We start from the raw sequence: 23,317 nt of genomic DNA on the forward strand, positions 1-23,317 counted from the left end.
AATCAACTTTTCTATCTTCGCCATCTCATGGAAGAATTTTGGCACCCCCTACTTCTCAGTGGCAAACTGGCGATCTACACCACTGCTATTCTTTTCCTCGTCATCGCACCCATACTATACGTCCTCTCGATGTATCATTTTACAGGAAAAAAACTCATCAAAGCCATCGTGGCACTACCGTTGATACTTCCTCCTTCTGTTCTAGGCTTTTACCTTTTACTAGCATTTAGTCCATCAGGAATCCTAGGACAAGCTTGGAATCAAGTATTCAATACACGACTTGCATTCAGTTTTCAGGGTATCCTCATCGCCTCGGTTATTTTTAGTTTCCCTTTTATGATCAACCCGATTCTTTCCGCCATAGAAGGGCTCCCCATCACTCTGACCCAAGCCTCATACTCACTAGGAAAATCCCGTTGGCATACATTCGTCCGAGTACTCCTGCCCAACGTCAAACCATCTATTCTGTCAGCATGTGTTTTGACTTTTGCACATACAATAGGTGAGTTTGGTGTGATCCTAATGATCGGTGGCAACATCCCCAAAGAAACCCGAGTCGCCTCCATGGCTATCTACCACCAATTAGAAATGATGAACTATGATATCGCAAATCAATATGCGATCATCTTAGTCATTTTTTCATTTGTGGTACTCTTGGGACTCCAGTTATTACAAAAGAACCCTACACGTCCCATTCTATGTTAGTCACCGAAATCAGTCTCCAGTTCGAGCAGTTCTCAACTCCTATTTCGTTCACACTAAAACCCGGCAACACACTCGGACTGTTTGGTAAATCAGGTGTAGGCAAAAGTTCGCTACTACATGCCATCGCTGGTCTCAATCATAGATTTGAGGGAAAAATCAGCTTCAACGACATGATATGGGATCAAAACAATAAACATCTCGCTCCTCAGATCAGAAGCATCGGACTGGTATTTCAAGACTATGCTCTCTTCCCTAATATGACTGTGGAACAAAACCTGCGTTATGCTCAAGGTATAGATCAAGTAGAATTGAAAGAAATCATCGACATGTTAGAGATCCATTCTCTACTGGGTAAATCTACAAACCATCTATCCGGCGGACAAAAGCAACGTGTTGCCATCGGCCGAGCACTTGCCTACAACCCTGACATACTTTTACTCGACGAGCCTTTCTCTGCACTAGATATCAGCGTCAAACAAAAAATCAGTTCCTTCTTGAAAAATTATTTTATCCTAAAAAACAAACACGTCATACTATCGAGTCACATTCGCGAAGACCTACGTTTTTTTACAGAGGATATCTTGGAGATAAAAGAGGACGAATAGTTTACATTCCTCTCTTCCGTACACCAAATCGATACTGAATACCCGTCATTAAAAATCGCTGTGAATCTGACACACCATATTCTCCACGCAGCATCCAATGCTTATTGATCTGTAGATTAAAGCCAAACTGAAATGTAATGGTCTGAATCAAATCTTTTCGAATGAAATAGTCAATTTCTGTAGAAAAAAGTCCACTATCGTCTACGGTCGTTTTAATAGTATTTAAAGCCAGATTTTCTGCCTTGAGCTTGGCAATCTCATCGGCATTGGCAATCGGATTGGCACTCAACACATCAATTTCATCTTGATTGGTTTCTATTTTGTCCTCAACACGGGTATCAAAACTCTCTTGCAAACCAGGAAACACTTCATCAAAATTGATAGAACCATTATTCCCTTTAGAACCAATAAAATTGCGGTACATGATACCTGCATAAGGAGCGACAAACAAATCACGGTTATTTTTATTGAGGAAAAAACGATGTCCTGCACGCGCAGAGAGCGTCAAGTATCCGACTTGATTTTCAAGCAATTCAGTATCTGTTCGGGAGATATTGACATCTGTACTCAAGAAATAACCTTCCCAGCCAAATATAAAAGTAGTACCTATACCGTATGCCAATGCATCGAATTCTACACTTGAAGAAAACTCAGGCAACTGCAAAATGGTTTCACCGACTGAATTTTTCCATGTTGGCTGCAAGCTCACATCGGTACCACCTGTAACAGTTGACAGCAAAGCGTACACATTTACAAATGGAAGTATCCAAGCATCCGCTCTATAGTTCAGTCCATTTGTAGTGGCGTTTACACTGGTAAAATTGAGTGTTTCTGTGTTTACAATTCCGCTTAAGTCCTGTCCACCTATTGTCAAACCAAACTCCGTGATCGCTAAATCCATGTAGGCATTGACATAATTGACATTGAGTCCAAATGGCAACTGCAACTGATCTGCAAAACCTCTATCCTGTGCCTTTTGACCCCAGATCGGGAGCACGTATGGGTATTTAGTAGAATCTGCCGTAATAGACTGTGCCTGCACATCAAACATAAAAAGGCTAAGGCATACCAATGAGGTAAGTACAAGTAGGATTGGTTTAATATTCATGATCACTTCTATAAATTTCATGATAATCTAATGGCTAGCCTCCATATTCACAACTTTGAATCCATTGATTTGGTATTCCATTACATAATCGTCCATCACATAACCTCCACCAATATCTACGACTACTTCTTCTATGATCACAAAGCCTAATTTCTCATAAGCACTGATTGACGCAATATTGTCTTTGTTCACAGTCAGACGGATAATTGATACAGAGCCTTCACGAGCCTGTTCTTTCAAAAAAGCCAACACTTCTCTAGCTAAACCTTTACCTCTATGATCAGCGTAGATATAGAGTTTACTTAGAAAAAGTTTTGTTCTATCTGTCTTAAATGTAAAATAGCCTAATAACTCCTCACTGTCCTGAATCAGATAGTATTGATACCCCTCCGACTGCTGCGCTAACATCGCCTCCAAACTCGAAAACTTCCCCAACATATAATCCACTTGCGACTGACCTATGATAGCTGGAAAGTACTCGTTCCATATCTCAGCTGCCAAATCCACTACATCTTGTAGCGCATCTACTGACTCAGCTCGTACCCATTGAACTTTACTCATTTTGGATTGATAGTTAGTAGATGCAATATTATGCTAGTGATATATATTTTCCTGTTAACAGCTCGTGAAATTAATTGAAATAAAAAATAACTTTATTTGTTGTAACAAATAAAGTTATTAAACGGTATACTTAATCAGGTAATCAAAAAGATAGGCCGAACTAAAAACAGAAAAATTATGAAAACGATATTTCACGCAGCAGAGGACAGAGGACATGCTAATCATGGATGGTTGGATGCGCATCATTCATTTAGTTTTGCAGGATTCTACAACCCTGAGCGCACCAACTTCGGCGCACTGCGGGTGCTCAATGATGATATAGTGGCAGCAGGCAAGGGATTTGGCTCTCACCCGCACGACAACATGGAAATCATCACGATACCGCTCACGGGAGAGTTAGAACATAAAGACAACATGGGAAACCAGTCTGTCATCAAATCGGGAGACGTGCAAGTCATGAGTGCAGGTACAGGTGTGTACCATAGCGAATACAACCCTAGTGAAGCAGATGAAGTCAATTTGCTCCAAATTTGGGTCTTCCCTAATAAAAAGAATGTCACACCTCGGTATCAGCAGATTACATTGGGTAAGCAAACACACAACGAACTACACCAGATTCTATCTCCTAGCTCAGATGACGATGGGGTATGGATTCATCAAAATGCGTGGTTTCATCTCGGTCGAATAGATCAAGGACACAGCGTAGACTATTCATTGAAAGACAGCCAAAATAATGGCGTATATACAATGATCCTAGAAGGTGAAGTGGAGATCAATGATCAAAAGCTAGGTACTAAAGATGCGATTGGAATTTGGGAAGCAGCTGATTTTGAAGTAACAGCCAAAACTGACGCTCGAATTTTACTGATCGAAGTGCCTCTAAAATTTTGAATTGAATAAGCCAAGACTGTGGGAGAGTTCTCTCCCACAGTCTTGGCTTATTATCACTACAGGATGATACCAAAGCTAAAACCATTCAGTTCGGGTCCTCTATTCTCTGCAAAGACATTGTTCAAGTCATAGTTCATAAACACGTCCATCCCTCTGAACCCAGCGCGTACGCGAACACCATAGCGGAAGTTGTTGAGGTAATAATTACTCTTTTGCTTATCCTTTTGCTTGTCACCATTCTCTTCATAAATGAACTTCGTCCAGCTATCGATGCGATATCCTACATAGCCCCCTGCTCCTATTCTAAAACCGCTTTGCCCGTAGCGTTTAAACGGACCGGTGTTTAGACTGTTGTCTTCATGTCCGAAATCCAACATTGGCACGAGATTTAGATTGATAAAGGTCGCTGCTAACTTACTCTTTCGGCCAACCACGGTATTATCTTCCACGAACATCGTTTCGTCAGGTCCCTTAGAAATTCGAACGTTGGTATTGTCCAACTTCCAGTTGTACCACGAGATATTCCCTCCCCAATTGAGCATCAGTGGCCCACTAATATGCGTGGTGTTAGTATGTCCCAAAGCCACATACCACGAGCCCCAAGGCTTGACGGTGTACAAAGCACCATTGGCATCTGGAAACTTCCCTTTTTCGATCCAGTTGTTCATCCCGAACTCGATCTCAAAACTTCCTTTGGTTCGTCGGTCATCCTTTTCACCATTCCAAAAGTCGAAATCAAAATCATTGTCATTGTCATCGTCATCGTCCCATTCGGTTTCCTGCCAGTCTTCATCTGAGTCGGACGAACTACTCTCTCCGTAGTAGACCAATCCACCATCACTATTCGTCGAAACAGTGTCTTGTGTGTAGTGTGTGCCTACAGAATCTATCATAACAATCTCTTCCACTCCCGTGGCAGTACTATCTAAATTTAGGTTCAAGTCACGGATAATCTGATTGATATCAAGTTTCTCCAAGCGTTTCAAATCCTCCTGACTCTGCGCGATTATAATCATCCTGCTGTTCTTACCGAACTCCACTACCACCGTATCCTTTGACGTGCTACTATCCGTCGCATAAACTGTCTGCACAAGACATAGCAATCCCATGACGATTATGTTTGTAATTGTTTTCATACTTCTAACTATTTAAGTTTTTGACGTTGTTCTCGTTGTGAAGCGAAGGGGTCGTTGAGAACACGATCCTTAGCATCTCGGATATCTGCCCAGACATCCGATGGATCAAATGTTCTGGCTTGATCCAATATTTTTTTGATCTTGGGTGTATGTGTAGTATCTACCACATGAGCTACCAGTGTTTGAGTCGCTGGTCCTCTCTTATAGACTACCTTCACTGCGACTGGCTCTTTCTCTTCTATATCTAATGCTGGTAGTACTACCGGAATTTCTAAAGCCTCTTCCGCTAGCAAGGCTTCTGGCGATGCTGCTGTTGCCCCCTTGGCCGCCATAGCAGGGGTCGTTATTTGAGCAGCCCATCTTCTTATTTTTACTAATCTAGGTTGGATCGTGGTGGGCTGCGGTATATACTGAGTCATGGATACTTTCTTTGGCGTCACCTGCTCCAGATTATGCTCAAAAGCAATATAGTTTTGGGATTCCCAAACACCATAACCCCATAAGCTACCGATCACCAATACTGCTACTGCCACGCGCCATATCACTATCCCTCGTTTTGGTGTGGCAGACGGGTGGTCTAACATCATTTCCAGTTTGGACCAATTATCGTCACTTGGCAATGACGCTTTGGTAGACAATCTCGACTTGAATATATCATCTATCTTGTTAACTCCCATTGTCTTGTCGTTTAAATGCTACATACTTCTCATGGTCTTCTATCTTAGCCTGAAGCCATTTTCTGGCGCGGCTCAGTTGAGACTTAGAGGTATTGACTGATATCCCAAGTAGAGCTGATATATCTTGATGCGTATAGCCCTCGATGGCATACATGTTGAACACCGTTCTATACCCCTGAGGCAACTCCTGAACCATCGCAAGTAGGTCATCTGACTCCAGAGCATCTGAGACAGTCAGATGATCTATCTCATGCTCGGCATCTACTATATCTACCTCCATATAGAGTGCCTTATTTTTGCGAATCCATTCTAGGCAAGTGTTGACCATGATTCGACGTATCCAGCCCTGCAAACTACCCGACAACTTGAACTGATCTATTTTCTCAAACACCTTCATAAACCCGATCAACATGAGCTCTTCTGCTGTGCTATCATCCGCGAGATACCTTCTACAGACGGTCAGCATCACACTCGATTCTTTCTCATAGAGATACCGTTGCGCTTTGGCATCACGTCTTTTACACCGTTTTACTAGCTCTAAGTCACTATATGTTGATTTGGTTTCGCTTCTCATGATCTTATCAATCATATACAAGATGGAGATCTATAAAAAAGGGTTGCATTGAGCTTGAAAATTAATCAATAAAAAACCCGAACCATATATGATTCGGGTTGTCTACCTTTTGTTATCCTAGATTAGTCGTCATCTGCATCACGGATTTTACTCACTCCACTTTCGTGAATATCGATTGACTCAGGTGAACCTTTGTAGCGAATATTACTAATCCCCGACGCACTTGCTTCGATGCTTTCGCGTGCATAAACTTTGGCCGATGAAGCACCTCCTGCTTCAATATTTACCTCTTTGGCTCGGAAATTATACGCCCTCAGGTTAGACGCTCCCGACAAATCTACTCCCAAATAATCTGCAGTGCCTGACAGCTCCAATACAGCTGCACCAGACATATCCGCTTCTAATTCTTTAACCTGCACCCGAAGATCACAACTAGAAGCTCCCGACACATCTACTTCAAATTCGTTCAGTTCAAAATTATCTACCTGAACTTTACACAGTCCACCAACCTCGAGTCTGTTTATGTTCGGCATGGTGATGTACAATTCCAGTCTATCATCATCTTTCAAGTCCTGCATCAAGCTCCAATCCTTGTTATCCAACCCCACTTCCAGTACTTGATCAAACTGCTTGACCTGCACCTGCTTTTTCAACTGATCTGATCCTTTGATTACGACTTTGTAGGTATCATTCTCTTCGATAAACACCCTGTAAATCCCATCGATCTCTATTTCATTAAAATCTTTAAGATCAAACACCAAGGATTCTTCATCCTCGCCGATTGGAGTTACAGATTCTAGTCTCTCCTCCGAAGAGTCGCTTTCATCCATTTCTTCCTCCTCTACTTTCTCCTTTTCGCAAGTGATACAGGTTAGTCCCTCATCGGTAAACATCCACTGAGTATCATCGTCGATATGGTACCGGTTGTAATCCGATCTACCCAGACGAAATGGGAGAATTTCCCTCATATAACGCTCCATCACGAAAGCTTTCCCTTCTGGAATGTAAAGAATCAAGTCCACGGCCTGCCCTCTAAATTTAGCTCCCTCTTTGAATTGAAAATTTGCATCAAAAATCAGGTTGTTCCCAAACTGACTTACCTCGTAAGCTACCATTTGTGCATTTTCGATCGCATTGCTTCTGCTGCTTCCACGAGACTCTTTGATTACAATAAGCTGCACTAGCGAATCTTCTCCTCCTCTCAATACGAGATCAGGTTTTTTCATCTCCTTCATATCATCGAGTCCTAACTTTAAGATCAAAGGCTCATCATCAGTCAACTTATATTCACGTGTCTCTTTGTACTGTCCTTCGCTATGGAAACTAGCAATGACATTAGGTACAGTCACAATAGCCACTATCAAGCCTATGAACCACACGCCCAACGCAGACCACCCAATCGCTGAACTAATCACGAGGCGTTTCACAATCAGAGATATGCCCAAAAGCGTAATCATTAGCACGGGAACTATAGCCAGAATAAACATTGATACAAAAGCCCACAGAGAAAAGCTCTGAGGTATAATCTCGACAGGAATAGCCCCCAATGACAAGAACTCTACCTGAGAACTAATCAAACCTAAAGCTATCCCGATGGTAGCGAACAAAGCTATGATCGTCACCATACCTACAAGTGTGACCAGTATACCTACAGCGATTCGTACGATATCAACAAGCAACTTTGAAATAGGCCCTATCAACTTACCTAGCATCCTAAAAACCTCTGCGATAACACGAAACGGAAAAAGCAGTATCTTGGCAACGGTACTTTCTTCGCCCTCTTTGGTTTTCAAACCTCTCGTTACACTTTGCTGAATATTCGACAAAGTGACTGGCTCTCCTTGCATTTGCATCTTTTCGGTGATCGTCTTAGCGACTGGCGTGATCATCCACAGAATGATATAAAGCACTAAGCCTGACCCTCCGAGAAATATTGAAACGACAAATAACAGACGAACCACTGTCACATCTATCCCAAAGTAAGCCGCTATACCCGATGCGATCCCTCCCAAAACTTGGTTTTCTGGATCCCTAAACATCTTCTTGACACTCTCTTGGTCGCCTAAATCAGTAGAGACAGGTATCACCATCCATAGGACGATGTAAGCCAAAAACACTGCTCCACTAAATCCTAAAATGAAGACATTAAGTAGCATGGCAAGCATCACTAAACGAATCCATAAAGGGTCAATCGAGAAATAATAAGCAATTCCTGCTGCTACACCGCCGAGTACTTTGCGTCTGTCATCACGGTAGAGCGTTTTCTTCCCAAAATCGTCAGTTTTTTCCTTAGAGCCAGTCTTTGATGCAGATTCAGTTTCTTCTGCTGCCTCTTGCTTGTCAGTAGCTTCCTCATCTCCGTACTCCACCGCATCGAAATCTGCAATTGTACCCATGGTCTGTATCAAACCACTGACATCTTCCAGTGTGATGACCTGTTTGCCATCACTGAGTTTGCTCAAAAATATCTCCGCAATACGACTCTCGATATCAGAGATGATCTCCGAACTATCATCGTAGGTAGAAAAGTACCGATTGATTGATTCCAAATAGGTTTTCAGGTTGAGGTAGCCATCCTCTTCGATGTGAAATATAATTCCACTGATGTTTATACTGATATTTTTTTTCATTGCCATATTATTTTATCCGACCGACAGTCATGATATTCAGGTTATGTTTGATAGATATGCTCATGATGCTTGACTGGAAATCTTCTTGGTAGAAGCCACGAGCTGCTTCCAGGTAGCGTCGAGAGTTTTTGCAAAATCCTCTCCTACCGTGGTAATCGTATAATATTTCCGAGGCGGCCCTGACTTGGACTCCACCCATTTGTACTCAACCAATCCCGCCTTTCTGAGCCGTGTCAGCAACGGATACAAAGTCCCTTCCACCACCATGATCTTAGCAGAAGTCAATTCTTCCAACATATCCGAAGCGTATACCTCTCCGCGCGAAATAATCTTCAGCACGCAATACTCGAGGATACCCTTTCTCATTTGGACTTGTGTATTTTCAATTTTCATATGCCTATAGTTAACTTCTATCCGAGTAAATCCATCACCACAAAAGCGACGATCATGAACAGAACAATTACCAATGAAATCATAATTTCTACTTTTCAACTCCGCCCTACGAGATGGCAGATTTAGTTTAGTTAGTTAATGGTTACGGAAAAGTACCTTGCATAGCCAAGTACTAGGTGGTAATTTTCTATTTTTATTCACTTTTCTACAAATAATCCCACGTTATCTAAAGAAAAATCAAAAGTGTTCGGTCAGATTATTAACTTTTTCTTTCCAAAATAGAATTTCAAATGACCAATCGTATCACGGATCAAGGCAATGTTTTTACCTTTGTAAGGTTATTTCTTAAAGTTCGAATTTGAAATATTTAATACTCGCCATTACGTTTTGGCTCTTTTACTTCAGCGTCTGTGCTCAGACCAACACGCCCAAATACAGTAATGAGTTTTTGGCGATCGGTGTAGATGCTCGTGCCTTAGCGATGAGTGGTGCTTTCACCAGTGTAACCGACGATGTATCATCAGGCTACTGGAACCCATCAGGGCTCAACCACCAAGTGGACAAATACAGCGCATCACTGATGCATGCCCAATATTTCGCTGGGATCGCTAACTATGACTATGCGGCCTTTTCGACGCGCATAGATGATGTCAGTGTCCTCGGTATCTCTGCCATCCGCCTCGGAATAGATGACATCCCTGACACGCGCTACCTCTATGATGCCAATGGTGCACTCAACTATGACAACATCAAATTCTTTTCCTCTGCTGACTATGCATTTTTGTTCTCCTATGCGAGAAAACTAAAAATCCTCGGCGGACTAGAGAGCGGGATTAATGCCAAAATCATCTACCGCAGTGCAGGGAGCTTTGCTACAGCGTGGGGCTATGGCCTTGATATTGGATTCCAAAAAACAATCAACAAGCTCAAAATCGGTCTGATGCTCCGTGACATCACAGGCACTTATAATACTTGGAGTCACAACACCTCTCTAATCGCCGATATCTACACCCAAACGGGCAATGCTATCCCAGAAAACTCTATTGAGATCACACTACCCCGCATGATCCTCGGTGGCAGTTATCACGTAAGTATTATTGAGCGTTTCAGTATTTTGATGTCTATAGATGTAGAAGCCACACTCGATGGCAAGCGAAACACACTCATCAAATCAGATCAGGTTTCACTTGACCCTCGGGCTGGACTAGAAATCGGGTATGTCGATAAGTTCTTCCTACGCGTAGGTGCTGGGCAATTTCAGGAAATACAGGATTTTGACCGTAGCTATCAGACCGTCTTCCAGCCCAACTTCGGTGTGGGAGTCAAGCTCAGCCAGTTCAGTATCGACTATGCACTGACAGACATTGGAGATCAGGCAGAGTCCCCCTATTCCCATGTATTATCCCTAAAAGCGAGTTTCAATGATAAGAAGTAAACACGCCATACTCTCTCTTCTCCTTTGGGTCTGTTCCCTTACGGTGCTGGCACAGCCCTATGGCAATGAATGGATCAATTTTAACCAGAGCTATTTTAGGATACCCATCGCCGAAAACGGCATCTATCAAATCACAAGAACCGAACTATCTGCTGCGGGGGTTCCAGTAGGAAGCCTCGACCCTAGAAAACTTCAGATTTTTCACCAAGGACAGGAAATCGCCATCTATGTCTCGGGAGAAAATGATGGCGTACTGAACTCCAACGATTTCGTGGCATTCTATGCAGAAAAAAATGATGGTACTACAGACACACCACTATACGTAGCTCCAGATGCTCAACCACACACGTACTATAACCTGTATAGTGATAGTTCTGCCTATTTCCTCACCTACCGTTTGGATCTCAATTTTGGAAAACGAATGACCTCTTTCTCCGAAAACAACATCGATGGACTCACCGCCGAAAACTACTACGTAGCAGAACTACTCGAAGTGTACGGTAGCAATTACTTTGAAGGCATCAGTTACGGTTTTTCAAACAAAACATTGCGAGGAAGTTATGACTATTATGAAGGTTGGACAGGGCCATTTGTCTCTACCAACCAAACAACCAGTCGTACACTCACAGGTCTGACCAACACAGTACAATCCGACTACACTCCTAACATCGAGCTACAACTCACCGCTGGCAACAACAACTCACACAGTGTAGAAATCTATGTAGGCTCAAGTGCCAGCTCACTTCGTCTCATCGAAACAGCAGTGTTCAACCATGACGAAAATTTCACCATCCAAGAAGACCTCCAATGGACAGATATATCCTCTACCGGTGAACTCATGGTACAAGCCATACCCCGTGGAGTCAATGGCAATAGTGACCGAGTCTCTATCGCTTACATCAAAGTAAAATATAGCAAAGCATTTAACTTAGGTGGCAGCTCAGACCACTACTTGAATCTAAAAACCAGTACAGGTGAAAAGTCCTACATCAGCCTACAAAACACCCCTAGCAACAACCTACTGTATGACATCACTGACACCGCTACGCCAACCCGCATTGGTATCAATGAATTCGTGTCAGAGTTCAACGCTATCGTAGACAATACCAATACGAGCCGCACACTCTACACACAGTCTGGATACAAACCCATCTCCGAAATCAAAACGGTGAATTTTCAGCAGATCACACCATCCAGCTACAACTATCTCATCGTGAGTCACCCAGACCTACGTGCCAACACCTCCGACAATGCTGGAGATCAAGTCGAAGCATACGCCAACTACCGCTCGTCTACAGCTGGCGGAGGGCACACAGTCTTGACTATTGATATCGATCAGGTATACAACCAATTCAACTATGGCAACCCTTCTCCACTAGGTATCAAACGTTTCTGCCAATACATGTATGACAATGGCTCGCCAGAATTCCTCTTCCTAATCGGAAAAAGTACTAGTATCACATCCAAATACTACCGACAAAACCCAAATACAACGACTATTAAACATTTCGTTCCCACCTTCGGCTATCCAGGAGGAGATGATGAATTTTCTTCTGGCTTTGATGGAGGTGATGGCTACCCTACGCTAGCAACTGGCCGTATCAATGCGACCGAACCAGACCACATTCGAGACTACCTCAACAAAGTCATCGAAAAAGATGCGACACCTTTCAACACACTGAGACTGAAAAATTTGGTTCATCTCAGTGGTGGCAACTCGGAGCAAGAGCTAAACACCTTCAAGAACTACATTGATGGCTTTGCCAGTCAAGCAGCAGACGTCATCCTAGGTGGAGAGTCTTCTCAGATTTCCAAAAACAGCAACACCAGCGTCGAACTCATTAATATCTCCGATGAAGTCAACGATGGCGTATCGATGATTACTTTCTTTGGTCACTCCAGTGGCACCATCACCGATATAGAGATTGGGCTAGTCTCTGACCCATCATTTGGCTATGCCAATAAGGGGAAATACCCTACCATGCTAGTCAATGGTTGTCTTGCAGGAGATTTTTTGGGGCAAAGTGAATCTTTCGGTGTAGACTGGATACTCACACCTGATCTAGGCGCGACAGCCTTCATTGCTCATAGTTACAACGCATTCCCTTCAGACCTTAAACGCTTTACTGAGCTATTCTACACCTATGCATTCAACGATGAGATGACTAATAGTCTCGGCGTAGGGCAAATCAAACAAGCAGCTGCCAAAGCTTTCATCAGTCAATACGGCAATTCCAATAGCAACATTGCTCAGGTGCAATTAGAAAACCTACAAGGCGATCCAGCTGTAAAGGTTTTTGGCGCAGACAAAGCTGACTATTCAGTATCCGAAGATCTGATCGAAATCAGTTCATTTAACAACGAACAACTGATCGCTACAGTAGACTCATTTAAAATGGATATCAACATCAAGAATTTCGGTATCTATGACAACACCCCCATGGCTATACAAGTCGTCCGTACATTAGCAGACGGTTCCACGATCACCTATGGACCGCTCGTTTTCGATCCTGTCTTAAGAGAGGAAGTGATTTCTTTTGTGATAGATAATCAGATCACCAATGCTTCGGGACAAAACTCTTTGCGTGTGGTAGTAGACCCATTCAATGCAGTAGCAGAACTCGATGAAACCAACAATTCCGCTACCGTAGATCTATTTCTCACCAATGGTAGCACACTCAACCTACTACCCTCAGATTACAGCATACAATCAGAAGCAAACACTCATTTTTTCTTCCAGTCAAGCAACCTCTTTTCTACAGCGCGCTCTTATGACTTTCAGATCGATACTGTCAAAACGTTCAATAGCCCATATCTAAGTAGTCAGTCGCTAAATGCTAAAGTCATCGCACAACTTAACTTTGACCTGAACAGCAAAGGAGTCATTCCAGACAAAACGGTATTCTATTGGCGAACACGCTATACAGACCCATTGCCAGACGAAAACGATGAGTGGGTCGTATCCTCATTTAGCTACGATGCATCATCCACACAAGAAGGCTGGGCACAACATAGCCATGACCAACTGGAAGAATCAAACAGCACTGGGCTTACGCTGGACACCAGCAATGGCATCTGGGATTTTATCACGACCTCCCTAGACTTAGATGTGCAGACCTACGGCTCCAACCATCCCACGGAGACCTACTCTGACACCAAAGTCCTGCTTTCTGGGCGAAACTATTTTGTATCCAACTCTACCTTAACCAACGGACATTGCCAAAACAACACGATCAACTTTCTAGCTTTTCAGCGTCAGTCTAGTGCACCTTTTAGTCCATACACCTTCACGACCCCCGCTGAGCTAAACCCTCTGATCTGTGGACTATTACCCCAGTATATTTTTAATTTCAATGCAGGCAATTTTAGTAGTGGCTCAATCACACCCATCGATTATCTCAACGAACTCAGTACGGGAGATAAAGTTTTGATCTTCTCATTGGGAGATTTTGACTACTCGATCTGGACAGACGAATTCAAAACTGCTTTGGAAGCATTCGGCATCCAGCGTGCCACGATGGACAACCTCGTCATGGGTGATCCATTTATCTTTCTCGGAAGTAAAAACACAGGTACACCAGCGACTGAAGTAGTTGCTAGTTCTACCCCGACGAACGAAACAACTCTGTTCTTAAACGAGGATGTAATCGGCAGCTATGACTCAGGAGAAATCTCTACCAATAAAATCGGCCCAGCACGTACTTGGCAAAATGCTTCACTACAAGTTGCCCCTTCGAGCAACCCAAGTGACGATATCACCCAGATCAATATCATTGGAATAGATGCTATAGGTAATGAAGTTCGACTGGGCGGAAACCAAACAGATATGACCTATGATTTAAGTTTCATAGATGCGTCTACCTACCCTTACATTCGACTTTCGTTAGCATTATCTGACCCTGTCATGTTCTCTCCTGCCCAACTACAAGCCTGGCAAGTAAACTACGAAAGCGTGCCAGAAGGCGTACTCCTAACCCACAACCCTATCAATCAAGAAATAGAGTTACAAGAGGGGCAGGAACAAACCTCTTCCTACACTTTTTGGAACATCTCTTCCAAGAACTATATAGACTCCCTACTGGTCAATTATAAATTTTTGAACAGCACACTTAATAGGGCTTTTGAAGACACAATACGTATCGCAGCTCTTAATACTGGCGACTCAGTACAGTTCGATATTCCGCTCAAAACACTAGACAATACCGGAACCAGTGACCTAGTATTAGAAGTCAACAAAGCAGATCAATACGAGCAATACACTACTAACAATAGTTTGAGAATCGCCGAGTTCATGTCAGTAAGTGGAGATGAATACAACCCTATCTTAGACGTTCTTTTTGATGGCATCAAAATAATGGATGGAGACATAGTTTCGCCCACAGCCAGAATCAACATCACGATGACTGACGAAAACGAATACTTACTCAAGGAAGACACGCTAGGGATGAACTTCTACCTCAAACAACCCTGCGAGGACTGTGACTATGTACGCATCCCCTTTAGCGACCCACAGGTCACCTGGCAGGCGGCCTCAGAAGACACAGACTTCTCCATAGACTACAGCCCAAACACGTTAGAAGATGGCATGCACAGTCTCCGCGTACAAGTCACCGATGCATCAGGTAACGAATCAGGTGTAGCACCCTATGAAATCAATTTTGAGGTTATTAACGAATCAAGCATCACCAACTTCTACCCCTATCCAAACCCATTCTCTACCCAGACCCGATTTGTCTTTACACTAACTGGGTCTAAAATACCTGAGGATCTCAAAATTCAAATCATGACCGTAAGTGGGCGTATAGTCAGGGAAATCTTTATGGACGAACTCGGTAGTATTAGAATAGGCAACAACTTGTCTGAGTATGCATGGGATGGTAGAGATAACTATGGCGACCAACTTGCCAATGGAGTCTATCTCTATCGCGTCATGATCAAAAACCCTGGAGAAGAGTTCAAACACCGTGATACCGCAGGAGACAAAGGCTTCAAGAATGGTTTTGGCAAAATGTATATCCTTAGATAAGTAGTAAAAATACCTACTGTCTTTAAATAGTTATTTCCTTTTTCATTCCACCCCGTCACAACTTGATGCTCGTCATCACGTAAGTATAGCTAAGCATACTTTAATTAAATCAATCCCCTATGGAAACGAATAATTTCGATACACTATCAGAAGCCATGAATGCATTGACAAAAGATGGGTTCACCGAAGACTTCAAAGCTGGCAAAGAACATATAGTAGGATTATACTCTAAAAATGAATACCACCCTTCACAACTCAAGATCATCAAATCCTTCCGCTTTGAAGGTATGACCAACCCATCGGATCAAGCCAATTTATATGCGATCATTGCCGACGATCAGTCCAAAGGTACGCTCACACTGAGCTATAGTGCAGAAAGTGATCAAAACGAAGAACTGATCAAGCAAATCCCTATGAGTCAAGAATAATTCCTTATCCTCCATTTACATTTTAGGCTATTTCCAAATCTCAACACTAGACTTTTGGTTAGCGAATGATTAGCTTTGCCGAAATTCAAAAGCGCACAAGACTATGTTTGATAATTTAAGCGGGAAGTTAGATAAAGCATTCAAAAACCTCAAAGGACAAGGACAGATCTCTGAGATCAACGTTGCAACTACCGTCAAAGAAATTAGACGTGCACTTATAGATGCCGATGTTAATTTTAAGGTAGCTAAAAATGTAACTGACACGATCAAAGAAAAAGCTTTAGGACAAGACGTTCTCACTGCAGTTTCTCCTGGCCAGTTACTCACCAAGATCGTATCTGACGAACTCACACTCCTCATGGGAGGATCTAAAGAGGACATCAATCTCAAAGGTGAGCCAAACATCATACTCATTTCTGGTCTACAGGGATCTGGTAAAACTACTTTTACTGGAAAGCTCGCCAACCACCTCAAAAGCCAACGTAACATACTTCTAGTCGCCTGTGACATCTATCGCCCCGCGGCAATCGATCAGCTCAAAGTTCTCGGTGAGCAAATCGGTGTAGATGTCTACGCAGAACCTGAAAATAAAGACGCACTCAAAATCGCTAAAAATGCGATCAAGTACGCCAAAGAAAACAACAAAAAAACCATCATCGTCGATACCGCTGGTCGCCTGGCAGTAGATGAGCAGATGATGCAAGAAATCGAGTCTCTCAAAAAGAACCTCAACCCTGCAGAAACACTTTTCGTCGTGGATGCCATGACAGGTCAGGATGCCGTTAATACCGCTAAGACCTTCAACGAAAGATTGAATTTCGATGGAGTCGTCCTTACCAAAATGGATGGTGACACACGTGGGGGGGCAGCCCTGTCGATCCGTACGGTGGTAGATAAGCCTATCAAGTTCATCTCTCATGGTGAAAAGATGGAAGCACTTGACATATTCCATCCAGAACGTATGGCAAGTAGAATCCTCGGTATGGGTGATGTTGTGTCCTTGGTAGAAAAGGCACAGCAAAATTTCGACGAAGAGGAGGCCAAAAGAATTCAAAAGAAGATCCGAAAAAACAACTTCGGGTTTGATGATTTCCTCTCTCAACTAGAGCAAATCAAAAAGATGGGTAACCTCAAAGACCTTATGGGTATGATCCCTGGAGTAGGCAAAGCCATCAAAGATGTAGACATTGATGACGATTCGCTCAAACCTATAGAAGCAATCATCAAATCAATGACTATCAACGAAAGAGAAAACCCAGACGTAATCAATGGTAGCCGTAAAAAGCGAATTGCTAACGGTAGTGGGACCTCCATCCAAGAGGTCAACCAACTCCTAAAGCAGTTTGACCAGATGCGTAAAATGATGAAGACCATGAACAAAATGGGTGGAGCCAAGCGTATGATGTCTGGAATGAATATGTTCGGAAAATAAGTGAAAGACCTCCACGGACAGGCGATATTGGACTTTTACAAAAAAGCTCCTGAAAAGCCTCTAATGCTACACAATTCCTACGGAGAACCAGAAGAAATGCCTATAGAGGTGTTCTTCAGAGAGAACGAAGACTTTAGTGAATTAGAAAACCTTGCTATCACACACTGCCGAGGTAGTATTCTCGACGTAGGAGCTGCTGCTGGTGCGCATGCGCTATTCATGCAAGCACTCGACATAGATGTCACAGCGATTGACAACTCTCCCGGTTGCATAGACACCATGCACATGTCGGGGATGAAAAAACTCATCAAAGAAGACTTCTGGAAACATAAACAAAAGTACGACACATTGTTCATCCTCATGAACGGACTAGGTTTGGCAGGAACTTTAGAAGGCTTGGATGCATTTCTACTCCACTGCAAATCACTATTAAATGAGCATGGACAGATTCTTATAGACTCGTCAGACATTTCCTATCTATATGAAGATGGCTTGCCTAAACCTGAAGGGTACTATGGTAATATCCGCTACCAATATGAGTACGATGGAAAATTAGGCGATTGGTTTGATTGGGTATATGTAGATCAAGAGAAATTCAAAGAGGTGGTAGCTTCTCTCGGGATGGAAATAGAAATACTATTGACAGACGAAAATGATCAGTACCTCGCTAGGATTTACTGAGTCTGATCCGTTAGTCTTTTGGTCAACTTTCTAAAGCGCATCACATGTGCCACTGCCGCCAAAGCCAGCCCTACGGATAACCCGACCCACACTCCAGTACTTTTCATCCCCAGGACAAAAGCACATACATATCCAAACGGAATGGCAATCCCCCAGTAAGCAATCAGCGTAACAATAGTGGGTATTTTCACATCTCCTAAACCACGAAGCACACCCAAGCCCACTGTTTGTATCCCGTCTGATATCTGATAGAACGCTACCACCACGAGTAACCCAGAAGCCAAAGCGATTACTTTTTCGTTATCAACATACAACTCCGGCAATGCAAATCTACCCACCACGAAAGTGAACGAATAGACAGCCATCAGTACTATCGTCATCACAAAACACGTCACACCAGCAGTACGAAGGTTAAGATAATCCTTTCTCCCCAACTGATTCCCTACACGAATAGAGGCTGCTGCTGCTATACCTGTAGCAGTCATATAGGTGATCGCTGACAAATTCATCGCTATCTGATGAGCCGCCAAGGGAATCGCCCCTAACCACCCAATCATAATCACCGAGGCGCTAAATGCCCCGATCTCAAACACAAATTGCAGACCTGTTGGCACGCCTATCTTTAGAATTTTCTTGATAGTATCCCACGCTATAGTCACCTGACCATACACCGCTCTATAACGAACGAACTTTGGATACAACAGCACAAAACCTCCCATCGCAAACACCATGATCACGCGTGAAATCAATGTGGATACAGCCGCTCCCAGCATCCCCATAGGTTCAAAGCCCCAGTGTCCGAAAATCAATACCCAGTTGAGCAGTACGTTGAGTACGTTACTAGCGACAGAGATATACATCGCTTGCTTGGTCATGGAAAGTCCCTCTGCGAATTGTCGAAATGCTTGAAAGAGCATCAAAGGCAATAGCCCCAATGCAAGTACTTTAAAAAATGGAATAGCTCCTTCCAACACCCCCTCTTCTTGCCCCAGATAGGGAAAAATGATCACAGCTCCTAAACAGAGTAGTACCAAAACCACTCCTATGAACACACTCACGACCAAGCCGTTTTTCAAATAGCCGCTCGCAGCTCGCTTGTCATTCGCTCCATCTGCTGTCGCCACCAAAGGAGTCATACCGTAAGATGCACCTATCCCGAAAAGCATGAATAACGTAAAGACACTAATTGCCAACGACACTGACGCCAAGGGTACAGCTCCCAGCTGCCCCACCATCACACTATCCGCTACGGAGACCATGATGTGTCCGAGCTGACTTAGTACTACGGGGTATGCTAGAGAAAAATTCTTCTGATAGTGTTCTTTTAGGGTCATTGGCTTCTCATCGTGAGTTTAATATCATGTGGACTTTCAGTAACCCTGCCATACTGAGGCTGTCCGTAATCTCACCTGACATCACCATACCGACTGCCTCAGCCAATGACACCTTCTTAATCGCTAAGTCTTCCGTATCATCAAAAGCTGTTTCGCCTAACTCCAACCCTCTGGCAAGAAATATAAACCCCTCCTCGTCTGTCACAGAATTGGAGGTATGAATTCGAGATATGCTCTGCCAATCACTAGCTGTCAAACCTGTTTCTTCCTTAAGCTCACGCTTGGCACTATCTAAAACACCCTCATCCAAAGGCCCTCCCCCCATTGGGATCTCCCAAGAGTATTCATCCAATGTATATCTATACTGTCCTACCAGCCATGTATTCCCCTCATCATCAATTGGCACGATGGCTATGGCACGATTTTTAAAATGTACTTTACCATAAATTCCTTCTCCACCATTGGGGTTCAAAACTTGATGCTCTTCTACAGTGATCCAAGGATTGTTATAGACCTCCTTTTCACTTAATGTTGTCCAGGGATTTTTCATAGTCATAAAAAAAGGCGCCTTTTAAGCGCCTTTTGAATTAAAATATTTTTACTATCAGTGTTGTTCCGTATCTCCGTGAGCATCTCCAGGCGCTGGGTGTGCATATGAGTGGATGGTCTTTTCTGTCACAGAAAGCAATAAGGCTGAAGCGATAAAAACCATGTGAATCACAATCTCCACATATATACCTTCATTACCTTCTACTGCTGCAATATCCCTATAATCCACAAACTTCTTCAAAAGCTGAACTCCAGAAATAGAAGCCAACGAAGTAGCTAATTTAATCTTCAACATACCTGCATCGAGACCTTCCAGCCAGAGCGGTTTATCCTCATGCATTTCCACATCGATCTTACTTGTAAAGATCGAGTATCCACCAATTGAAACCATGATAACCAAATTCATCACCATTGAGATATCTACCAAACTTAATACGCTCAGCATTACTTTAGTCTCTGTTTCCCCTCCTAATACCTGATGATACAAGTGAGCGAGTTCTGTAAAAAAAGTAAAAAGGTAAAGTACTGCACCGATGATCAGACCACCATAAAGCGGGGCTTGCACCCATCTACTCCAAAATATAATCCCTTCAAATGTGTTTTCGAACCAACCAAAAGCTTTAATCTTTCGTGCCATAGTTTCTTATTGTTGATTATCTGTTTTCAATATAAGGCTAAAATAAAGACTAATTTCCCTTTTTCAACAAAAGACGGACTTAATTTATCTTAGATTTCAATTCCCCATCCCAGAACAAAATACTAGTCTCTACAAACCACTTTTGTCCCAACAATCAAATCATGTAGTCCTTTTTTATCCTTTCGGAAATAGATCATAAAGAAACCTCCAAATAACAAAGCAAGTGACAGGAACTTCATCAATACCCTATAAATCGCTTGAAAAAGGTTTAACCGTTCCTCAGAATCAGTCTCTACGATTAGTTTACTGTAGCGTTTGCCTAACGTCCCTTGCCATACACTGCTCTCCATGACCGCATGGTATAGACAGATCACCCCAAAAGAACTCCAATAGAAAATAGTATTATTAGCGATCCACAAAGACATCGGCCATAGTAGCAACACTAACACGGTAAGGTCAATATTATAAGCGAATAGTCTCTGAGAAAAATTAGCTGAAAGGTTTGGCATAGAATTAATTAGAGATTCAAAAACAAGGTTTAACCCAATACTAGAGAGACAAATTTACTTGAATAGAGTCTGCTTATTCTCTATCTTTCCTATAAACAAACTGAACAAAGCATGAAAATCGTAAAAATCCTCATTCAAACGGTAGTGATACTATTGCTACTTGTCGCTCTTGTCGGTTGGCTACTCCCTAGCGAAATGGCCATCTCTAGAAAAACCAACATAGATGCGCCTGCCTCACAAATATATGAAGTCGTCAACAATCTGAAAGTCTCTCAGGAATGGTCTCCATGGTACAAAATCGATCCAGACAGTACCGTTTATACTTTCGAAGGCCCTGAAAGTGGTATCGGAGCAAAAATGAGTTGGACCAGCAACAACCCAGAAATAGGTAATGGCTCACAAAAAATCATAGAAAGCAACAAACCTACGCTTGTTAAATATGAAATGACATTTGAAGGATTTGAAAAACCAAGCTATGCCTCATTTATCATAGTAGAATCAGGCGGACAAAGCCAGGTAGAATGGAACTACGAAGGAGATGTTGGAGTAAACCCTTTCTACCACTACATGACTCTAATGATGGATGGCATGCTCGGCCCATACTATGAGCAAGGACTACAAGATCTCAAAACTATGGTAGAAAACATGCCAGACATCAATGAAGAATCGGACATGGAGATGCAAACCGAAATGGATTCTATGACAGTCAATGAGTAGAACCAATAGATTTTTCTTAACACTAAATTTCTGCGCTAAAAGTCCAAAGGTTTGAACCTATTCGTCAAACCTATAAATGATCTTCGCAGCAATGTAAATCCAACAGGCTAAGTCCTGTCTTTCATAGCAATATCACCCCTGCATCAGTCAGTTGAGCAATATCACCTCTGCATCAGTCAGTTGAGCGATATCATATTGCCCAACTGACTGTTTGCTTACTAAAAGCTGCATACTTATTTCAATTTTTCTATCAAAGCAACTACTGCATCCTCTTTGCTAGTCGCTACGGTCTCTTTGAACTCACCGTTCTCTACGATCGCGAAAGACGGTAGGTTGGCTACACTTCCTTTTGCTCTTGCGTCAGGGTTGTTCTCTGCATTGATATTCAAGAATGTCACATCTTGGAACCTCTCGTCTTTGGCTAATCTTTTGTACTTTGGGTTGAAAAGCTTACAAGAGCCACACCAATCCGCATAGTACTTGATCACAACTTTAGGATTCGATGCGAGTTGTTGTGCTAATTCCTGATCTGTTACTTCTATTACTTCCATGTCTATTATTGTTTCGTATTTCAATTATTAATTTCATTGCAATTTTACGGCAATGTTCCAGCGAATGGTTTTGATTTGCATAAAATAATTTGATTGTCCAATTGACAGTATTGATATGAATTTGAAAAGCTTTGTTAAGGTAGGAAATATATCTAATCTCAGTGATGCACGCTACTGTGCGGGTTTTGGTGTGGACATGATCGGTTTCAATTTGGATCCTCAAAATGATAACCCTGTAGCATTAGAAACCGCACAAGAAATCATGGGCTGGGTCGCGGGTGTAGACTTAGTGATGGAATATGGCAACCTACCTTTGGCTCAGATTCGTGAAACACATCAAAATATAGGCACAGGCTACCTACAGGTCAACTCGGTAGAAGTCGCACAAGCGCTCGCCACGGATACCAAAGTCATCTTAAAAATTCATATCGACGATGCTAATGATCTAACAGCCTTTACTTCCGAAGCAGATGGTCTTTCTGAGGACATTGCCTACTTACTCATCGATTGTCAAGATGAGTCTTTATACTTGGATATAGATCAAGCCATATCAGAACTAGAGCTGACCATCCCTACCCTCAAAGCCTTTGACGTCACAGCAGACAATGTTTTGGCCAAACCGGCATTCTATCATGGCATAGCTCTCTCTGGAAGCCATGAAGAAAAGCCAGGTTTCAAAGACTATGATGAACTAGCGGATATTTTGGAGGTATTGGAAATCGAAGATTAACAATATAA

The 23,317-nt window shown here is 42.7% G+C and carries 22 protein-coding genes; 10 read left to right on the forward strand and 12 right to left on the reverse strand.

Annotated features, from left to right (window positions below):
* Positions 1 to 27: 27 nt before the first annotated feature.
* Together modB and BUB99_RS00850 are read left to right on the forward strand one after the other, a co-directional pair.
* On the forward strand, positions 28 to 705 hold the full coding sequence (gene modB, locus BUB99_RS00845) for a molybdate ABC transporter permease subunit (RefSeq protein ID WP_073118578.1): 678 nt from the start codon (positions 28 to 30) through the stop codon (positions 703 to 705).
* Positions 699 to 1,310: an ATP-binding cassette domain-containing protein gene (locus tag BUB99_RS00850; RefSeq protein ID WP_073118579.1), complete on the forward strand. Its 612-nt coding sequence runs from the start codon at positions 699 to 701 to the stop codon at positions 1,308 to 1,310. Before modB ends, BUB99_RS00850 begins: the two co-directional genes overlap by 7 nt.
* A gap of 1 nt (position 1,311) precedes the next feature.
* Here the strand turns inward: BUB99_RS00850 and BUB99_RS00855 are convergent, their stop codons facing one another.
* Together BUB99_RS00855 and BUB99_RS00860 are read right to left on the reverse strand one after the other, a co-directional pair.
* A complete protein-coding gene (locus BUB99_RS00855) occupies positions 1,312 to 2,439 on the reverse strand; it encodes a hypothetical protein (protein WP_139280836.1) in 1,128 nt (375 codons plus the stop codon).
* A gap of 6 nt (positions 2,440 to 2,445) precedes the next feature.
* Positions 2,446 to 2,979 carry a GNAT family N-acetyltransferase gene (locus BUB99_RS00860; protein WP_073118583.1) on the reverse strand — a complete coding sequence of 178 codons (534 nt, stop codon included), beginning with the start codon at positions 2,977 to 2,979 and terminating at the stop codon, positions 2,446 to 2,448.
* A gap of 177 nt (positions 2,980 to 3,156) precedes the next feature.
* Here BUB99_RS00860 and BUB99_RS00865 point away from each other — a divergent pair, with 177 nt between their 5' ends.
* Positions 3,157 to 3,870, forward strand: coding sequence for a pirin family protein (locus BUB99_RS00865; RefSeq protein ID WP_073118585.1), 714 nt, complete (start codon positions 3,157 to 3,159; stop codon positions 3,868 to 3,870).
* 56 nt (positions 3,871 to 3,926) lie between these two features.
* Here BUB99_RS00865 and BUB99_RS00870 read toward each other — a convergent pair whose 3' ends face one another.
* The 5 genes from BUB99_RS00870 to BUB99_RS00890 form a co-directional block, all read right to left on the reverse strand.
* Entirely contained in the window at positions 3,927 to 5,006 is a 1,080-nt protein-coding gene (locus BUB99_RS00870) for a hypothetical protein (protein WP_139280838.1), read from the reverse strand.
* Positions 5,007 to 5,014: 8 nt separating this feature from the next.
* Positions 5,015 to 5,683, reverse strand: coding sequence for a hypothetical protein (locus BUB99_RS00875; RefSeq protein ID WP_073118589.1), 669 nt, complete (start codon positions 5,681 to 5,683; stop codon positions 5,015 to 5,017).
* The gene (locus tag BUB99_RS00880) at positions 5,673 to 6,257 is read right to left on the reverse strand and encodes an RNA polymerase sigma factor (protein WP_073120489.1); all 585 of its coding nucleotides are present in this window, start codon (positions 6,255 to 6,257) and stop codon (positions 5,673 to 5,675) included. The genes BUB99_RS00875 and BUB99_RS00880 overlap by 11 nt, the downstream gene beginning before the upstream one ends.
* 122 nt (positions 6,258 to 6,379) lie before the next feature.
* The gene (locus tag BUB99_RS00885) at positions 6,380 to 8,887 is read right to left on the reverse strand and encodes a GIN domain-containing protein (RefSeq protein ID WP_170863700.1); all 2,508 of its coding nucleotides are present in this window, start codon (positions 8,885 to 8,887) and stop codon (positions 6,380 to 6,382) included.
* 60 nt (positions 8,888 to 8,947) lie between these two features.
* A complete protein-coding gene (locus BUB99_RS00890; protein ID WP_073118593.1) occupies positions 8,948 to 9,280 on the reverse strand; it encodes a PadR family transcriptional regulator in 333 nt (110 codons plus the stop codon).
* Positions 9,281 to 9,638: 358 nt separating this feature from the next.
* Here BUB99_RS00890 and BUB99_RS00895 point away from each other — a divergent pair, with 358 nt between their 5' ends.
* From BUB99_RS00895 to BUB99_RS00915, 5 genes are all read left to right on the forward strand, one after another.
* The gene (locus BUB99_RS00895; RefSeq protein WP_073118595.1) at positions 9,639 to 10,715 is read left to right on the forward strand and encodes a putative type IX sorting system protein PorV2; all 1,077 of its coding nucleotides are present in this window, start codon (positions 9,639 to 9,641) and stop codon (positions 10,713 to 10,715) included.
* The gene (gene porU2, locus BUB99_RS00900; protein ID WP_084190266.1) at positions 10,702 to 15,741 is read left to right on the forward strand and encodes a putative type IX secretion system sortase PorU2; all 5,040 of its coding nucleotides are present in this window, start codon (positions 10,702 to 10,704) and stop codon (positions 15,739 to 15,741) included. The genes BUB99_RS00895 and porU2 overlap by 14 nt, the downstream gene beginning before the upstream one ends.
* 119 nt (positions 15,742 to 15,860) lie before the next feature.
* Entirely contained in the window at positions 15,861 to 16,169 is a 309-nt protein-coding gene (locus BUB99_RS00905) for a phosphoribosylpyrophosphate synthetase (RefSeq protein ID WP_073118599.1), read from the forward strand.
* 103 nt (positions 16,170 to 16,272) lie between these two features.
* Positions 16,273 to 17,601, forward strand: coding sequence for a signal recognition particle protein (ffh, locus tag BUB99_RS00910; RefSeq protein ID WP_073118601.1), 1,329 nt, complete (start codon positions 16,273 to 16,275; stop codon positions 17,599 to 17,601).
* Positions 17,602 to 18,282, forward strand: coding sequence for a methyltransferase domain-containing protein (locus BUB99_RS00915; RefSeq protein ID WP_073118603.1), 681 nt, complete (start codon positions 17,602 to 17,604; stop codon positions 18,280 to 18,282).
* On the opposite strand, the gene BUB99_RS00920 is transcribed toward BUB99_RS00915, so the two are convergent.
* The 4 genes from BUB99_RS00920 to BUB99_RS00935 form a co-directional block, all read right to left on the reverse strand.
* Positions 18,276 to 19,616: an MATE family efflux transporter gene (locus BUB99_RS00920; protein ID WP_073118605.1), complete on the reverse strand. Its 1,341-nt coding sequence runs from the start codon at positions 19,614 to 19,616 to the stop codon at positions 18,276 to 18,278. The genes BUB99_RS00915 and BUB99_RS00920 overlap by 7 nt on opposite strands.
* A 7-nt stretch (positions 19,617 to 19,623) precedes the next feature.
* Positions 19,624 to 20,166, reverse strand: coding sequence for an NUDIX domain-containing protein (locus BUB99_RS00925; RefSeq protein ID WP_073120491.1), 543 nt, complete (start codon positions 20,164 to 20,166; stop codon positions 19,624 to 19,626).
* Between the two features lie 54 nt (positions 20,167 to 20,220).
* Entirely contained in the window at positions 20,221 to 20,802 is a 582-nt protein-coding gene (locus tag BUB99_RS00930; RefSeq protein WP_073118607.1) for a YqhA family protein, read from the reverse strand.
* 122 nt (positions 20,803 to 20,924) lie between these two features.
* Complete coding sequence (locus BUB99_RS00935; protein WP_073118609.1) at positions 20,925 to 21,311, reverse strand: RDD family protein; 387 nt, start codon at positions 21,309 to 21,311, stop codon at positions 20,925 to 20,927.
* A 111-nt stretch (positions 21,312 to 21,422) separates the two neighbouring features.
* On the opposite strand from BUB99_RS00935, the gene BUB99_RS00940 reads away from it, so the two are divergent.
* On the forward strand, positions 21,423 to 22,028 hold the full coding sequence (locus BUB99_RS00940; RefSeq protein WP_073118611.1) for an SRPBCC family protein: 606 nt from the start codon (positions 21,423 to 21,425) through the stop codon (positions 22,026 to 22,028).
* A gap of 233 nt (positions 22,029 to 22,261) precedes the next feature.
* Here BUB99_RS00940 and BUB99_RS00945 read toward each other — a convergent pair whose 3' ends face one another.
* On the reverse strand, positions 22,262 to 22,579 hold the full coding sequence (locus tag BUB99_RS00945) for a thioredoxin family protein (RefSeq protein WP_073118612.1): 318 nt from the start codon (positions 22,577 to 22,579) through the stop codon (positions 22,262 to 22,264).
* Positions 22,580 to 22,694: 115 nt separating this feature from the next.
* On the opposite strand from BUB99_RS00945, the gene BUB99_RS00950 reads away from it, so the two are divergent.
* Positions 22,695 to 23,309, forward strand: coding sequence for a beta/alpha barrel domain-containing protein (locus BUB99_RS00950; protein WP_073118614.1), 615 nt, complete (start codon positions 22,695 to 22,697; stop codon positions 23,307 to 23,309).
* Positions 23,310 to 23,317: the final 8 nt, after the last annotated feature.

It is taken from the genome of Reichenbachiella agariperforans, assembly GCF_900142205.1.
In the GTDB taxonomy this organism is placed as follows: domain Bacteria; phylum Bacteroidota; class Bacteroidia; order Cytophagales; family Cyclobacteriaceae; genus Reichenbachiella; species Reichenbachiella agariperforans.

Bases quoted from the DNA above. Each gene is read 5' to 3' on its own strand.
- modB (WP_073118578.1), top strand. From the start codon at position 28: ATGGAAGAATTTTGGCACCCCCTACTTCTCAGTGGCAAACTGGCGATC.
- BUB99_RS00850 (WP_073118579.1), top strand. From the start codon at position 699: ATGTTAGTCACCGAAATCAGTCTCCAGTTCGAGCAGTTCTCAACTCCT.
- BUB99_RS00855 (WP_139280836.1), bottom strand. From the start codon at position 2,439: ATGAAATTTATAGAAGTGATCATGAATATTAAACCAATCCTACTTGTA.
- BUB99_RS00860 (WP_073118583.1), bottom strand. From the start codon at position 2,979: ATGAGTAAAGTTCAATGGGTACGAGCTGAGTCAGTAGATGCGCTACAA.
- BUB99_RS00865 (WP_073118585.1), top strand. From the start codon at position 3,157: ATGAAAACGATATTTCACGCAGCAGAGGACAGAGGACATGCTAATCAT.
- BUB99_RS00870 (WP_139280838.1), bottom strand. From the start codon at position 5,006: ATGAAAACAATTACAAACATAATCGTCATGGGATTGCTATGTCTTGTG.
- BUB99_RS00875 (WP_073118589.1), bottom strand. From the start codon at position 5,683: ATGGGAGTTAACAAGATAGATGATATATTCAAGTCGAGATTGTCTACC.
- BUB99_RS00880 (WP_073120489.1), bottom strand. From the start codon at position 6,257: ATGAGAAGCGAAACCAAATCAACATATAGTGACTTAGAGCTAGTAAAA.
- BUB99_RS00885 (WP_170863700.1), bottom strand. From the start codon at position 8,887: ATGAAAAAAAATATCAGTATAAACATCAGTGGAATTATATTTCACATC.
- BUB99_RS00890 (WP_073118593.1), bottom strand. From the start codon at position 9,280: ATGAAAATTGAAAATACACAAGTCCAAATGAGAAAGGGTATCCTCGAG.
- porU2 (WP_084190266.1), top strand. From the start codon at position 10,702: ATGATAAGAAGTAAACACGCCATACTCTCTCTTCTCCTTTGGGTCTGT.
- BUB99_RS00905 (WP_073118599.1), top strand. From the start codon at position 15,861: ATGGAAACGAATAATTTCGATACACTATCAGAAGCCATGAATGCATTG.
- ffh (WP_073118601.1), top strand. From the start codon at position 16,273: ATGTTTGATAATTTAAGCGGGAAGTTAGATAAAGCATTCAAAAACCTC.
- BUB99_RS00920 (WP_073118605.1), bottom strand. From the start codon at position 19,616: ATGACCCTAAAAGAACACTATCAGAAGAATTTTTCTCTAGCATACCCC.
- BUB99_RS00925 (WP_073120491.1), bottom strand. From the start codon at position 20,166: ATGAAAAATCCCTGGACAACATTAAGTGAAAAGGAGGTCTATAACAAT.
- BUB99_RS00930 (WP_073118607.1), bottom strand. From the start codon at position 20,802: ATGGCACGAAAGATTAAAGCTTTTGGTTGGTTCGAAAACACATTTGAA.
- BUB99_RS00935 (WP_073118609.1), bottom strand. From the start codon at position 21,311: ATGCCAAACCTTTCAGCTAATTTTTCTCAGAGACTATTCGCTTATAAT.
- BUB99_RS00940 (WP_073118611.1), top strand. From the start codon at position 21,423: ATGAAAATCGTAAAAATCCTCATTCAAACGGTAGTGATACTATTGCTA.
- BUB99_RS00945 (WP_073118612.1), bottom strand. From the start codon at position 22,579: ATGGAAGTAATAGAAGTAACAGATCAGGAATTAGCACAACAACTCGCA.
- BUB99_RS00950 (WP_073118614.1), top strand. From the start codon at position 22,695: ATGAATTTGAAAAGCTTTGTTAAGGTAGGAAATATATCTAATCTCAGT.